The sequence below is a fragment of the Rhizobium sp. LCM 4573 genome, from assembly GCF_001854865.1.
Classification (GTDB): Bacteria; Pseudomonadota; Alphaproteobacteria; order Rhizobiales; family Rhizobiaceae; genus Neorhizobium.
In genome coordinates this window covers 105,974-119,050 of record NZ_MDDW01000013.1, presented here as the reverse complement: position 1 = coordinate 119,050, position 13,077 = coordinate 105,974, and the positions used below count along the sequence as shown (strand labels likewise).

Annotated in this window: 15 protein-coding genes; 9 read left to right on the top strand and 6 right to left on the bottom strand. The window is 61.6% G+C overall.

Annotation, left to right across the window (positions count from 1 at the left end; translation table 11 throughout):
* The first annotated feature begins 2 nt into the window (after window positions 1-2).
* The 5 genes from LCM4573_RS17060 to deoA all read left to right on the top strand — a co-directional run bounded on the left by LCM4573_RS17060 (window position 3) and on the right by deoA (window position 4,460).
* The gene (locus tag LCM4573_RS17060; RefSeq protein ID WP_071007579.1) at window positions 3-974 is read left to right on the top strand and encodes an ABC transporter permease; all 972 of its coding nucleotides are present in this window, start codon (window positions 3-5) and stop codon (window positions 972-974) included.
* 3 nt (window positions 975-977) lie between these two features.
* Window positions 978-1,370: a cytidine deaminase gene (locus tag LCM4573_RS17055; protein WP_071007578.1), complete on the top strand. Its 393-nt coding sequence runs from the start codon at window positions 978-980 to the stop codon at window positions 1,368-1,370.
* Entirely contained in the window at window positions 1,367-2,164 is a 798-nt protein-coding gene (locus LCM4573_RS17050) for a purine-nucleoside phosphorylase (RefSeq protein WP_071007577.1), read from the top strand. Before LCM4573_RS17055 ends, LCM4573_RS17050 begins: the two co-directional genes overlap by 4 nt.
* A gap of 202 nt (window positions 2,165-2,366) precedes the next feature.
* Window positions 2,367-3,137, top strand: a complete 771-nt coding sequence (gene deoC, locus LCM4573_RS17045; RefSeq protein WP_071007576.1) for a deoxyribose-phosphate aldolase — start codon at window positions 2,367-2,369, stop codon at window positions 3,135-3,137.
* 9 nt (window positions 3,138-3,146) lie between these two features.
* Window positions 3,147-4,460: a thymidine phosphorylase gene (gene deoA / locus LCM4573_RS17040; protein ID WP_071007575.1), complete on the top strand. Its 1,314-nt coding sequence runs from the start codon at window positions 3,147-3,149 to the stop codon at window positions 4,458-4,460.
* A 19-nt stretch (window positions 4,461-4,479) separates the two neighbouring features.
* Here the strand turns inward: deoA and upp are convergent, their stop codons facing one another.
* The 6 genes from upp to LCM4573_RS17010 all read right to left on the bottom strand — a co-directional run bounded on the left by upp (window position 4,480) and on the right by LCM4573_RS17010 (window position 9,226).
* Complete coding sequence (gene upp, locus LCM4573_RS17035) at window positions 4,480-5,109, bottom strand: uracil phosphoribosyltransferase (RefSeq protein ID WP_071007574.1); 630 nt, start codon at window positions 5,107-5,109, stop codon at window positions 4,480-4,482.
* Between the two features lie 58 nt (window positions 5,110-5,167).
* Window positions 5,168-6,181: an adenosine deaminase gene (locus tag LCM4573_RS17030; RefSeq protein ID WP_071007573.1), complete on the bottom strand. Its 1,014-nt coding sequence runs from the start codon at window positions 6,179-6,181 to the stop codon at window positions 5,168-5,170.
* Entirely contained in the window at window positions 6,178-7,398 is a 1,221-nt protein-coding gene (locus LCM4573_RS17025) for a phosphopentomutase (RefSeq protein WP_071007572.1), read from the bottom strand. The genes LCM4573_RS17030 and LCM4573_RS17025 overlap by 4 nt, the downstream gene beginning before the upstream one ends.
* A 116-nt stretch (window positions 7,399-7,514) precedes the next feature.
* The gene (locus tag LCM4573_RS17020; protein ID WP_071007645.1) at window positions 7,515-8,060 is read right to left on the bottom strand and encodes a TadE/TadG family type IV pilus assembly protein; all 546 of its coding nucleotides are present in this window, start codon (window positions 8,058-8,060) and stop codon (window positions 7,515-7,517) included.
* 41 nt (window positions 8,061-8,101) lie between these two features.
* Window positions 8,102-8,734, bottom strand: coding sequence for a TadE/TadG family type IV pilus assembly protein (locus tag LCM4573_RS17015; RefSeq protein WP_071007644.1), 633 nt, complete (start codon window positions 8,732-8,734; stop codon window positions 8,102-8,104).
* 102 nt (window positions 8,735-8,836) lie between these two features.
* Window positions 8,837-9,226 (bottom strand): pilus assembly protein N-terminal domain-containing protein, encoded by a 390-nt coding sequence (locus LCM4573_RS17010; protein ID WP_071007571.1) that lies wholly within the window; start codon window positions 9,224-9,226, stop codon window positions 8,837-8,839.
* A gap of 420 nt (window positions 9,227-9,646) precedes the next feature.
* On the opposite strand from LCM4573_RS17010, the gene LCM4573_RS17005 reads away from it, so the two are divergent.
* From LCM4573_RS17005 to LCM4573_RS16990, 4 genes are all read left to right on the top strand, one after another.
* Entirely contained in the window at window positions 9,647-9,841 is a 195-nt protein-coding gene (locus LCM4573_RS17005) for a Flp family type IVb pilin (RefSeq protein WP_071007570.1), read from the top strand.
* 217 nt (window positions 9,842-10,058) lie between these two features.
* A complete protein-coding gene (locus LCM4573_RS17000) occupies window positions 10,059-10,565 on the top strand; it encodes a prepilin peptidase (protein ID WP_071007569.1) in 507 nt (168 codons plus the stop codon).
* Between the two features lie 120 nt (window positions 10,566-10,685).
* A complete protein-coding gene (cpaB, locus tag LCM4573_RS16995; RefSeq protein ID WP_071007643.1) occupies window positions 10,686-11,495 on the top strand; it encodes a Flp pilus assembly protein CpaB in 810 nt (269 codons plus the stop codon).
* Between the two features lie 59 nt (window positions 11,496-11,554).
* Window positions 11,555-13,075: a type II and III secretion system protein family protein gene (locus LCM4573_RS16990; protein ID WP_083347493.1), complete on the top strand. Its 1,521-nt coding sequence runs from the start codon at window positions 11,555-11,557 to the stop codon at window positions 13,073-13,075.
* Window positions 13,076-13,077 lie beyond the last annotated feature (2 nt).

Below are 13,077 nucleotides of genomic sequence, written 5' to 3'. Positions count from 1 at the left end.
CCATGGAATTCTTCGATATCCTCGTCAGCATTCTCGGCTCGGCTGTCCGGCTCTCGATCCCGCTCCTGTTCACCGCGCTTGCCGGACTGTTTTCCGAACGCGCCGGAATCTTCGACATCGGGCTCGAAGGCAAGATGCTCGCCTCCGCCTTCGCCTCCGCCTGCGTCGCTTATGTGACGGGCAATGCCTGGCTCGGCCTGCTGGCGGGCATCGCCGTATCGATCGCGTTCTCGCTGGTCCACGGCTTTGCCTCCATCACCAATCGCGGCAACCAGATCGTCTCCGGCGTGGCGCTGAATTTCGTGGCCGCCGGTCTCACCATCGTGCTCGGCCAGGCCTGGTTCGGCCAGGGCGGCCGCACGCCGCAGGTGCCGGGCGAGGGGCGGTTCGCCCCGATCATCCTGCCCGGCGCGGATGCCATGCGGGACGTGCCTTTCATCGGCCCGCTCTATGCCAACGTCATTTCCGGCAATAATATCCTCACCTATATCGCCTTCCTGATGGTGCCGCTCTCCTGGTGGGTGCTCTATCGCACCCGTTTCGGCCTGCGTCTGCGCGCCGTCGGCGAAAATCCGGGTGCGGTGGACACGGCCGGTATTTCGGTGCCGTGGATGCGCTATCGCTCGGTCATCCTTGCGGGCTTCCTGTGCGGCTTTGCGGGTACCTATCTGGCGGTTGCCCAATCGGCCGCCTTCATCAACAATATGTCTGCCGGCAAGGGCTATATTGCGCTTGCCGCACTGATTTTCGCCAAATGGCGTCCAGTGCCGGTGATGTTCGCCTGCCTGCTCTTCGGTTTCCTGGATGCGCTCGCCAATTTCATGCAGGGCAAGGTAGTGCCAGGGATCGGCGAGGTGCCGGTTCAGATATTCCAGGCGCTGCCTTATGTGCTCACCTGCATCCTGCTCGCCGGCTTCATCGGCATCGCCCGCCCCCCGAAGGCAGGCGGGGTGCCTTACACGAAGGAGCGCTGATCTATGGCCCACGATCTTTTCGAAGCCGCGCGCGATGCCATGGCAAAGGCCTATGCGCCTTATTCTAAGTTCCCGGTGGGTGCTGCGATCCGGGCCGAAGACGGCAAGGTCTATACCGGCGCCAACATCGAGAACCTCTCCTTTCCGCAAGGATGGTGCGCGGAACCTACGGCAATCGGCGCCATGATCATGGGTGGGGGCAAGAAGATCGTGGAACTCGCGGTCATCGCCGAGAAACTGCCGCTCTGCACGCCCTGCGGCGGCTGCCGCCAGAAGATTTCCGAGTTCGCTTCGGCCGATACACGCATCTATCTCTGCGATGATCTCGGCGTACAGAAGACGGTGACCATGGCGGAGCTTTTACCCTACGCCTTCGAAACGGATGTCATCGGATGAAGGGCGTCATCGATCTTCTCGTGGAAAGGTTGAACGGGCTTGTCCCGCGCCATGCCGTGGTGCTCGGTTCCGGCCTCGGTTCGCTGGTCGAGGACGTCGCCCAGCCGGTGCGCATCCCCTATGCTGAACTTTCGGGCTTTCCCGTGAGTGGGGTCACCGGCCATGCGGGCGAACTGGTTGCCGGCCGCCTCGGAGGCGAGCCCGTCATCATGCTGTCAGGCCGTGCCCATTACTACGAAAAGGGAGACGCCAAGGCGATGCGCTTCCCGATCGAGGTCCTGAAGGGCCTTGGCGTGCAGGCACTGATCCTCACCAATTCGGCGGGGTCGCTGCGGCAGGATATGCCGCCGGGTTCGGTCATGCAGATTACCGACCACATCAATTATTCCGGCATGAACCCGCTGATCGGCGAGGAAGGCGACCGTCGCTTCGTCGGCATGACCAATGCCTATGACGAGGAACTGGCGACGGGTATGCGCAATGYCGCGATCCGCTGTGGCGTGCCGCTGCTTTCCGGCGTCTACATGTGGTTTTCCGGTCCGAGCTTCGAAACTCCGGCGGAGATCCGGATGGCCCGCACGTTAGGAGCGGATGCGGTCGGCATGTCCACTGTGCCGGAAGTCATCCTGGCGCGCTATTTCGGGCTCCGCGTCGCGGCGGCCTCAGTCGTCACCAATTATGCCGCCGGCATGACGGGAGCGGAACTCTCCCACGAGGAGACCAAGGATATGGCGCCGGTCGGTGGCCGGCGCCTGGCCGCGATACTCAAGRAAATGCTGTCGGCAAAAGCCTAAGGATATCAGTCGCAAAGCCGAAGGAGTGGAGAATAAGCCCTTCTCCTTCGCCGATGCGGGTTGCTTCTAATCGTTTGAACGATAAATTATGCCGCTCGATCGTGGCGCCCGAGATCAACGCGTCGCGGCAATTCCGTAAATCGCGCCCGACCCTGCTCTGACGGTTCATCCGGGTCGCGCGCTGGCCGGGGAGGTAGGTACGATGGAGATCAACACGCCGCGTGAGGCCGCCAGTTTTGCGCTCTCGCTTCTCGATCTCACCAACCTGCGCGACGACTGCGACGAGGCTGCGATCGAGAAACTGTGCCTCCGTGCCCAGACACCCTATGGCAATACCGCCGCGATCTGCATCTGGCCGCGCTTCGTTGCCCATGCTCGGAAGATCCTCGGAGCCGGCCATCCTGTCCGCATCGCGACGGTGGTGAATTTCCCTTCCGGTGACCTGTCCATGGAAGCGGTCGTGGAGGAAACCCGGCAGGCTATCGCGGACGGTGCCGATGAAATCGACATGGTGATCCCCTACCGCGCCTTTCTGGCGGGCGACGAGCAGGCGGTGACGGATATGGTGGAAACGGTCAGGGCCGCGTGCCCGAATGCCTGCCTCAAGGTCATTCTCGAAACCGGGGAATTGAAGGATAGCGCCCATATCCGCCGCGCCTCGGAGCTGGCAATTGCGGGAAGGGCTGATTTCATCAAGACCTCGACCGGCAAGGTGGCAGTAAACGCCACGCTGGAAGCCGCCGACATCATGCTGCAGGCAATCCGGGATTCGAAGAAGACCGTCGGCTTCAAGCCTGCCGGCGGCATAGGTTCCGTTGCCGATGCGGATCTCTATCTGAGGCTTGCTGAAACCATTATGGGGCCGAACTGGATCATGCCCTCGACTTTCCGCTTCGGTGCATCCAGCCTGCTGGATGATATTCTGGCGGTGCTTGGTGGCGGCGTTTCCGCCCGCGTCTCGGCCGGCTACTGAGCGCGTCCCATGATCCCGCAGGAGATCATCCGCCGCAAGCGGGACGGAGCCGAACTGGCGGCGGAGGAAATCGCCGCGTTCATCTCCGCGCTCTCGCGGGAAGAGATATCCGAGGGCCAGGCTGCCGCTTTCGCCATGGCGGTATTCTTTCGCGGCATGTCCCCGGATGAAACGGTCGCGCTGACGCTTGCCATGCGCGATTCCGGCGATGTCCTGGATTGGCGCGATGCGGGGCGGCCGGTGGCCGACAAGCACTCGACCGGTGGTGTCGGAGACAATGTTTCGCTGATGCTGGCTCCGATCGTCGCGGCCTGCGGGCTGGCGGTCCCGATGATTTCCGGACGCGGCCTTGGCCATACCGGCGGCACGCTYGACAAGCTGCAATCTATTCCGGGCTACGATATCGCGCCGGGGGACGCACTGTTCCGCAAGGTGGTGGCGGAAGCGGGCTGTGCCATCATCGGGCAGACGGCGGACCTCGCGCCCGCCGACCGCCGTCTCTATGCCATCCGCGATGTCACGGCCACGGTCGAATCCGTGCCGCTGATTACAGCCTCTATTCTTTCGAAGAAACTCGCGGCCGGTCTCGAAACCCTCGTGCTGGATGTGAAGGTCGGCAACGGCGCCTTCATGCAAAACCTTGATGAGGCGGAAACGCTGGCCCGCTCTCTGGTGGAGGTTRCAAACCTCGCAGGCGTGCGGACCGCCGCCCTTCTGACCGACATGAACCAGCCGCTCGCGGATGCCGCAGGCAATGCGCTCGAAGTGCGGAATTGCCTGGATTTTCTGATGGGAAGGAAAGCCGGCACACGGCTGGATACCGTCGTCTTCGCTCTCGCCGCGGAAATGCTGGTGCAGGCCGGACTCCATCCGGATGTGCTGGCCGCGGAAGCGGCTGCCCGGCAGGTGCTGGCAAGCGGCAAGGCCATGGAGGTCTTCGCCCGCATGGTGCTTCTGCTCGGTGRCCCGGCGGATTTCGTTGATCGACCCCAGGTCTATCTGGAAACTGCCCCGACCGTGTTGCCGGTTCTCGCGGCGGAGGATGGCCGGCTCTCGGCTTGCGCTACGCGCGATATCGGTCTTGCGGTGATCGAGCTTGGCGGCGGGCGCAAACGCGCAACGGATACAATCGACCATCGGGTCGGTGTCGACGGCATCCTGCCGCTCGGCAGCAAGATTTCCAAAGGTGAGCCGATCGCCTTCGTTCATGCGGCTGACCAGAGTGTCGGCGAGCAAGTGGTTGCAAGGCTTGCCGGCTGCTTCAGCATAACCGAGGGGCCGCCGCCATCATCCATGCCCGTTATCCTGCAGCGGATCGGTTGAGTCCTACCGCCGGGATCGCTTACTTCGTTCCGTACATGCGGTCGCCGGCGTCACCCAGCCCCGGCACGATATAGCCCTTCTCGTTCAAATGGCTATCGATCGAGGCGGTGTAGATTTTCACGTCCGGATGGACCTTGCGGAAGTTCTCGATGCCTTCGGGAGCGGCAAGTAGGCAGAGGAAGCGGATATTGCGGGCACCGCGTTCCTTGAGCTTGTCGACGGCGGCAATCGAGGAATTGCCGGTCGCGAGCATCGGATCGACCACGATGACGAGACGTTCGTTGATGCTGTCCGGTGCCTTGAAGAAATACTCGACCGCTTCCAGCGTATCGTGATCGCGATAAACGCCGATGTGCGAGACGCGCGCCGAGGGCACCAGTTCCAGCATGCCTTCCAGAAGCCCGTTGCCGGCGCGCAGGATCGAGGCGAAGACCAGCTTCTTGCCTTCGAGCACCGGCGCTTGCATTTCCATGATCGGCGTCTCGATCGTTTCCATGGTCAACTCGAGGTCGCGCGTCACCTCGTAGCAGAGCAGGGTGGAGATCTCGCGCAACAGACGCCGGAAGCCGGCAGTGGAAGTTTCCTTCTTGCGCATGATGGTGAGCTTGTGCTGCACCAGCGGATGATCGATGACCGTTACGCCTTCCATGAGAAGCTTCCCTTTCCTTTTCTTTCTCTTTTCCTGAAATGACCGCGAACGCAAGCCATCAGGCGCGCTCGGCCGCGTCATCCCCAGCATCCATGGCCTCGCGGTCGAGCCGGGCGAGCAATTTCGCCCGCGTTTCCTCGTCCAGGAAGGCGGCCTCTATGGCCGTGCGCRTCATCGCATCGATCTCGGCATCGGAAAATCTCATCTCCTTCGACGCGATTTCGTATTCCCTTGCGAGCGACGTGTGGAAGAAGGGCGGATCGTCCGAGTTCAGGCAGACGCGCACGCCGGCCGCCTTCAGTCGTTTCAGCGGATGACTGCCGAAATCCGCGAAGACATTGAGGGCGATGTTGGAGCCTGGGCAGACTTCCAGCACCGTGCCGAGTTTCGCCAGCCGCTCCACGAGCGCCGGGTCCTCGATCGCACGAACCCCATGGCCGATCCGTGACGGTTTTACGAGATCGAGCGCATCGGAAACGCTGGAGGCGCCGCAGACCTCGCCCGCGTGGATGGTCAGCCCGAGCCCGGCATCGCGCGCGATATCGAAGGCGCGGGCATAGTCCGCGACCCTCCCCGTGCGCTCCTCGCCGGCCATGTTGAAGCCGGTGACCAGCGGGTTCTTGGCCCGCGCTGCATATTCGGCGGCGGAGACAACCCGGTCCGGCCCGAAATGCCGCTCCCCGGTCACGATGATRCGCGCCTCGATGCCTGTCTTTTCGCGGGCGGCATGGATGCCCGCCGAAATACCAGCGAGATAGGCGTCCGCTMCAAGCCCGATGCGATCGCCGTGGTCCGGCGAGACGATAACCTCGCTGTAGATCGTGTTCGCCGCGGCGAGTTCGCTAAGATAGGTCTCCGTCAGCAGCGCATAGTCCCCGTCGGTCCTGAACAGAGAGGCGACCTTGTCGTAACAGGCGAGGAATTCGGCAAAGTCCGACCAGGCATAGGCGCCGTTGCGCAGGAAGCTGCCGGTATCGACACCGTATTTTCCCGCCTGGGCCTGCGCCAGCGACGGTGGCGCCGCACCTTCGATATGGCAGTGGATTTCGGCTTTCAGYAGGTGTGCCGTCACAGGAAGCTCCACCCGTGCGAGCCGGCGGGAATGCCTAGATGCGCGGCCACCGTCTCGCCGATATCCGCATAGGTGGGCCTGACGCCGATCGACCGGGAGCGGATGCCCGGCCCGAAGGCCATGATCGGCACGCGCTCGCGCGTATGGTCGCTGCCGCGCCAGGTGGGATCGCAGCCGTGGTCGGCGGTAAGGACGACCAGGTCGCCGGGCTTCAGCCGGCGGTGGATGTCCGGAAGGGCGAGATCGAAGGCTTCGAGGGCAGCGGCATAGCCGGGCACGTCGCGGCGATGGCCGTAGAGCATGTCGAAATCGACGAAATTGGTGAAGACGAGGTCGCCATCTGCGGCGTCGTCCATCGCCGCGAGCGTGGCCTGCATCAATGCGGCATTGCCGTTCGCCTTGATGACGCGGGAGACGCCCTTATGGGCGAAAATATCTCCGATCTTGCCGACCGCATGTACCGTCCGGCCCGCCTCCGTCAGCCGGTCGAGGAGGGTAGGTTCAGGCGGCGGCACGGAAAAATCCCGGCGGTTGCCGGTGCGCTCGAAGGTTTCCGCCCCCTCGCCGACGAAGGGGCGTGCGATCACCCGGCCGATATTCAGCGGTTCGAGAAGACGTCGCACCACCTGACTGAGTTCGAGCAGGCGCTCTAGGCCGAAATGCGTTTCGTGCGCCGCGATCTGGAATACGGAGTCGCTGGACGTGTAGCAGATCGGCTTGCCGGTCCGGATATGCTCCTCTCCCAGCCTGATGATGATTTCCGTGCCGGAGGCATGGCAATTGCCGAGAATGCCCGGAATATTCCCCTCGCGGCAGATCGCCTCCACGAGATCGGGCGGAAAGGCATCGCCCTCGGTTGCGAAATAGCCCCAATCGAACATCACCGGCGTGCCGGCGATCTCCCAATGGCCGGAAGGCGTATCCTTGCCGTGCGACACCTCGTTGGCGGCGCCGTGCAGGCCGAAGATCCGCTCGGGCATCGGCATGCCAGCGGGATAGTTGCCGCTGGCGAGCTTGGCGATCTCGAGAAGCCCGAGCGACGACATGTTGGGCAGTTTCAACGGCCCGCTCCTGAGGCCCGCCCGGTCGGCAGCACCGACGGCGCAGAACTCGGCGATATGGCCGAGCGTATCGGAACCGAGATCACCATAGGCCTCGGCGTCGCGCGCACCGCCGACGCCGAAGGAATCGAGAACGAAGAGAAAGGCGCGCGGCATCGGTCATCCTGATTTGAGGAATGCGGCCAGCATCGGCCGACATTGAATTTCGACCGGATATATAGTCGGGAAAATGACTTGGCAAAGGCCAATACGGCAGCTGCTGTCGGCTGCCGTCAGCAGTCGGAGCAGGTGATGTCCTTGCCGAGGCGCTGCTGGAAGAAGGATTCGCGTCGGATGGTGATTTTCTCGACGGCACTCGGAAGCAATCCCGGCATGAACATCAGAAGCTGATGCGGCACCGAAACCTCTGCCCGCACCAAGAACGTCTCCGTACTGCGCATGCCCTGCGGAACGGTGACTGGGGAGCCGGCGGCATAGGGCTTGCCACCACTCTGATCCCAGGACCACAGAACCTTGGCACTGGCGGAGGAATCCACCTTCACGCCTGTGATCTTCATGGCAATGCCTGACGTTCCATAGGGCACGAAGAGGCCTCCCGCGACATCGAGCATCGTATTGAGGTAGGGCTTGTTTACAGTTGCCTGCTGGGTCACGAGGTCGGCGACGCTGGTTGCCGCGCGCGACACTCGCTTGGAGACGCTGAATCCGACCGTCAGCTCGAAGACGGTGATGTAGAGCATCAGGAGAAGTGGCGCGATAAGCGCGAATTCCACGGCGCCCATGCCGCGCCGGTCGGCGACGAGTGCTCTCAGCCGCATCAGAAGCTTCCGCTTTTCGGCGTCCTTTCGGGTCGGCTCGGTCACAGCGGATAGTCCTCGTTCTGGAATGCCGCCGTCCCGACGATCAGGAAATCGGTGGGCATGGATTGGCCCTCCGGCCGGATGGTCGTGATATAGGGCCGCACGAGATCGGTGATGATCTGCCAGCGGTAATAGGCGCGCACCATGTTGATCGATTTCGGCCCGCCGGGGGAATAATGGTTTGCATCCAAGGCATAGAGGTCGGCGAAGGGCTTGTCGGAGACCCGAGGTATCTCCTTGGGGATATCGGCGAAGCTAGGGAAACTGCGGACATCGAGATAGAGCTTCTGAGGGGTTTTGATCTCCTCCTCACTGCATCGGATCAGGATCGAGATCTCGTTGCAGAAGGCCTGGCGGAACTCGTCCCGGTCCTTGTCGGTGGAGAGGTTGAGTCCGTAGGTGATCTGCCCCATCCGAAGCTGACGGGCCATGTTGTCGACGGCGGTGGAGACAAGTTGCTCCGCCATGAAGGCGATGAAGGTCTCGATGATGGCGAAGACGATCAGGAAATAGGRAATGGCGAGCAAGGCGAACTCGATCGCCGCCGCTCCGTCGCGCGAGCGCAAAAGCTGCAGCCACGTCCGCCTGCGCGGCGCGCCAATCCCGCCTGTGATCTCGCGACCCCTGCCCATAATATACGAAATGCCCCCAGAACCGGCCGGCATCTTAGGAAGGGTTTATTGAGATTCCGTTTCCCGTCACCCTTTTATTTGAAGGGTTGTGACGGGTAGGAATTACGGATTGGCGGCACCCGTATTGCTGAACTCGGCGTGCTGTTCGCAATTCGGGGTGCAGGATAGGATGGAACGGGCGGTCTGGCGGAAGACGCGCACGGTATTGCCCTCGTCGATCGACACCAGCACGCGCTCGTCGGCGATCGCATTTCCCTCCGCATCGAGGAGCACGAGGTTCGTCGCGCCGAAGCTGCGGCCGGTGAGCACGATGGTGGTCGAATCCGCTACGGTGGCGTCCGCGACATTCGAGTTGCCGACGATCACCTTGCTCACGGGGCGGTCGAGCTTCAGCACGCGCGCATGATTCATGAAGACGCGCAGCAGGTCTTCCTCATGATCCTGGGCCGACGCAGTGGCTGCAGCGCCCGCGAGGACGAGAAGTCCGGCCATGAGGCTTTGCAACAGCATGAGGAGGGGCCTTTGATAAATGAGCTCGATGCCTCAAGCATGGGCCGGAATGGTGAACGCGCGGTTAAATGCGGGATCGAACCGGCTTTCCGGGTTGTTAAATATTCCACATGGATGCTCTCAGAGGTCATTGATCCGGCGCGCGCTATTTGTGAAACCTTCATAAGAAATTGAGTTAAAACAATTTTCATCGATCAGAGACGCGGATTTCAACCGAAAGAAATTCGACGCTTTCCCTTTTGCCCTTCGTTAACCAGCTTTATTGTCGTGATGGCGTTAAGCTTTCGGTAACGTTCTTTCTTAAGCGGGCGGAAATCGCGCTCCATATAGGTTCGCCTCATCCGAACAACGGCAAACAGTTGGCGGGAAGTGCTGGGTAACTATCGGAGTTAGGAGAGTTCCATGTCGAAGATTTTCGCTCGTTTCAAGAAGGATGAGTCGGGTGCGACTGCCATCGAATATGGCTTGATCGCAGCCCTCATCTCTGTCGCCCTCATCGCTGGTGCGACCACGCTGGGTGGTAGCATCAATGATGTATTCCAGAATCTTTCTACAAAGATGGGCGATGCAGCCGAGGCGGCCGCTAAAACAGAATAACTATTAGCATCATAATAATAATAAAGCCGCTCTAACAAAGGGCGGCTTCAGCTTGTTGATGAAGTTTTTGGGCCATAAAACGACGTCATCCTTGGCTTGCGCCGAGGATCTATCYGCCACGCCGAACAAGATGCTGGCGTGATTGGATGCTCGGCACAAGGCCGAGCATCACGTCGAGAGACGTTGTTGTCTTTGCTCGCAGCCTGGAGAAAGCCGGATGATCGCCTTAGCGATACTCTTCATCCTGCCATTGGGCCTCGCCCTTGCCGCGCTCACCGACCTCTTCACCATGACCATTCCCAACCGCATTCCTGCGGTTCTGCTGGCGTCCTTCCTTATCCTCGCTCCCCTCTCTGGCCTTCCATGGCCTGATATCGGCATGAGCCTTGTCGCCGCCCTCATCGTCTTTGCAGCCTGTTTCGGCCTCTTCGCCGTCAATGTCATGGGCGGAGGGGACGCCAAGCTTTTGACTGCCGCCGCCGCCTGGTTCGGCTTCAACCAGTCGCTCATCCTTTTCCTCGTCGCAGTCTCCCTCATCGGAGGCCTGCTGACGATCGCGGTCCTCATGATCCGGTCGCAATCAAGCTCCGTGCTTGCCATGGGCATACCGTTGCCGGCGTCGCTGACGACCGCCAAGAAAATTCCCTATGGCATTGCTATAGCGATCGCCGGATTCGTGACCTACGACCAGTCGCCGATCTTCCGGCTGGCCACAGGAGCTTGAAGTTTAGGCTTGGTTGATCCGAAAAGATTTCGTTAACCACAATTATAAGCCTAGTATTAACCATAATTACACCATTGCGGGACCATTTTGGGGAGAATTTACAGCCCCTGAGAAATGGCCATGAAACCCGCCCGCCTCATCATCCTCACGGTAGCCGTCGTCGCGGCAGGCCTTGCCGGCATACTGGCCATGAATCTTTCCGGCAAGGATGTGGTTCGGGTGGCCGAAACGATCGTGGAGAAGGAGCCGACCGTCAACGTGCTGGTATCGGCCGCCAACCTGYCGGTGGGCAGCCGGCTGAACGATCAATCGGTCCGCTGGATGGCCTGGCCGGAAAGCGGGATCGTCGAGGGGTTCATCACCGACAAGGCGCGGCCGGATGCGGTGGCGGAAGTGAATGGAGCCGTGGTCCGCCTGCCGGTCTTCGAAGGCGAACCCATCCGTCCGGAAAAGATCGCGGATTCCTCAAGTCGCATCATGTCGGCGCTTCTGCCCGCCGGCAAGCGGGCGGTGGCCACCGAGATCACGGTCGCGACTGGCGCCGGCGGCTTCGTGCTGCCGAACGACCGGGTGGATGTCATCATGGTCCGCCGAAACGAGGAGGGCTCCTTCCTCACCGAAAACGTGCTGAACAATGTGCGCGTTCTGGCGATCGACCAGCAGATTCAGGAAAACGAGGATGGCTCCAAGGCAGTGGTGGGCACCACCGCCACGCTGGAGCTGACCCCCGAGCAAACGCGCGTGATCACCGTCGCCCAGCAGATGGCGGAGCGGCTGACGCTTGCGCTGCGCTCGGTCGCCGACGCGCAGGAGGCCGATACCATCGCCGCCGATTACCTGCTCAAGGGCGGCGACGGGAAAGCCGATATCCAGGTCATCAAGTCGGGTTCGATCGTCAAAGGCTCGCAATCGCAGGTGCAGACGCAGTGAACGGAGCGGAACCAGTGAGCAGACCGAAACAGGCAATCCATCGCTCCGCTGCGGCAGGCATGGCCTTTTGCCTTGCCTTTTCCGGCCTTCCGGTCACGCCCCTGTCGAGCAATCTCGCCCCGGCGAGCGCGCTTGCCGAGCAGCAGAGCCTCATCCGCATCACCGAGGCGGGCACCAGTGTCCGCAAGCGCCTGAAGCTCGGGCTGAACAAGGCCTTGGTTGTCGACCTGCCGGCTGATGCGCATGATATCCTGGTGGCCGATCCCTCCATGGCCGATGCCGTGACGCGCACCTCGCGCCGCATCTATCTCTTCGGCAAGTCGGTCGGCCAGACGAACATCTTCATCTTCGGCCCGAACGGGGAGGAGATTGTCAGCCTCGATCTGGAGATCGAGCGCGATATCGCCGGCCTGCAGCAGAACCTGCGGCGCTTCCTGCCGGAGTCCGATATTCAGGTCGAGATCGTCTCCGACAATATCGTGCTGACCGGCACGGTGCGCACGCCGCAGGATGCCGCACAGGCTGAAAAGCTGGCCACGGCTTTCCTCCGGGGCGGTGAAGCCACCACGCGCGGCACGGTCGCCACCAGCGAAAGCAGCGGCGACGGCGCCGTGGCGATCTACGCAGAAGACCGTCAGGTCTCGCAGATCGTCAATCTCCTGACGATCGAGGGCGAAGACCAGGTGACGCTGAAGGTGACGGTGGCCGAGGTCAGCCGCCAGGTGCTGAAGCAGCTCGGGTTCAACGGCTCGATCAGGAGCGGAACCAGCGGCGACGGCGTATCCTTCGCCAATCCGGCCAATCTCGGCAACATCATGGGATCGGTCGGCCGGATTGCCGGGACGATTGGTTCCGGCTCGATGAATTTCACAAGCTATCTCAATGCTATGGAACAGGCGGGCGTCATGCGCACGCTTGCCGAACCCAGCCTGACGGCGATCTCCGGCGAACAGGCGAATTTCTATGTCGGCGGTGACTTCCGTCTGGCCGCCGAGCAGGAAGTCTCGGTCGACAAGGATACCAATGTCCCGGTCGTGACCAACAGTTTCGAAACCGTGGAATATGGCATCTCGCTGAACTTCAAGCCGGTCGTTCTGTCCGCCGGCCGGATCGCGCTCCGGATCGATACCAGCGTTTCCGAGCCCACCTTCCAGGGCAGTGTGACGACCGGAAACTCTCCGGGCTCCATCCCTGGCAACACCTATCTTGGCATTCGCAAGAGAGAGGCTTCAACCTCCGTCGAGCTGCCGTCCGGTGGATCCATCGTCATCGCCGGTCTCGTTCAGGATGATATCCGCCAGGCCATGTCAGGTTTTCCGGGCGCATCCAAGATACCGATCTTCGGCACGCTGTTTCGCAGCAAGGATTTCGTGCGCAACGAAACCGAACTGGTGATCATCGCGACGCCCTATCTGGTGCGGCCGGTCGCCCGCAGCCAGATCGCGCGGCCGGACGACAATTTCAATCCGGAGAACGATGCGGCCACCTTCTTCCTGAACCGGGTCAACAAGATCTACGGCCGCAAGGAAACCGTCGATGCCGGGCAATACCATGGCGCAGTCGGGTTCATCTACAAATGAGG

Bases quoted from the DNA above. Each gene is read 5' to 3' on its own strand.
- LCM4573_RS17060 (WP_071007579.1), top strand. From the start codon at position 3: ATGGAATTCTTCGATATCCTCGTCAGCATTCTCGGCTCGGCTGTCCGG.
- LCM4573_RS17055 (WP_071007578.1), top strand. From the start codon at position 978: ATGGCCCACGATCTTTTCGAAGCCGCGCGCGATGCCATGGCAAAGGCC.
- deoC (WP_071007576.1), top strand. From the start codon at position 2,367: ATGGAGATCAACACGCCGCGTGAGGCCGCCAGTTTTGCGCTCTCGCTT.
- upp (WP_071007574.1), bottom strand. From the start codon at position 5,109: ATGGAAGGCGTAACGGTCATCGATCATCCGCTGGTGCAGCACAAGCTC.
- LCM4573_RS17025 (WP_071007572.1), bottom strand. From the start codon at position 7,398: ATGCCGCGCGCCTTTCTCTTCGTTCTCGATTCCTTCGGCGTCGGCGGT.
- LCM4573_RS17020 (WP_071007645.1), bottom strand. From the start codon at position 8,060: ATGCGGCTGAGAGCACTCGTCGCCGACCGGCGCGGCATGGGCGCCGTG.
- LCM4573_RS17010 (WP_071007571.1), bottom strand. From the start codon at position 9,226: ATGGCCGGACTTCTCGTCCTCGCGGGCGCTGCAGCCACTGCGTCGGCC.
- LCM4573_RS17005 (WP_071007570.1), top strand. From the start codon at position 9,647: ATGTCGAAGATTTTCGCTCGTTTCAAGAAGGATGAGTCGGGTGCGACT.
- LCM4573_RS17000 (WP_071007569.1), top strand. From the start codon at position 10,059: ATGATCGCCTTAGCGATACTCTTCATCCTGCCATTGGGCCTCGCCCTT.
- LCM4573_RS16990 (WP_083347493.1), top strand. From the start codon at position 11,555: ATGGCCTTTTGCCTTGCCTTTTCCGGCCTTCCGGTCACGCCCCTGTCG.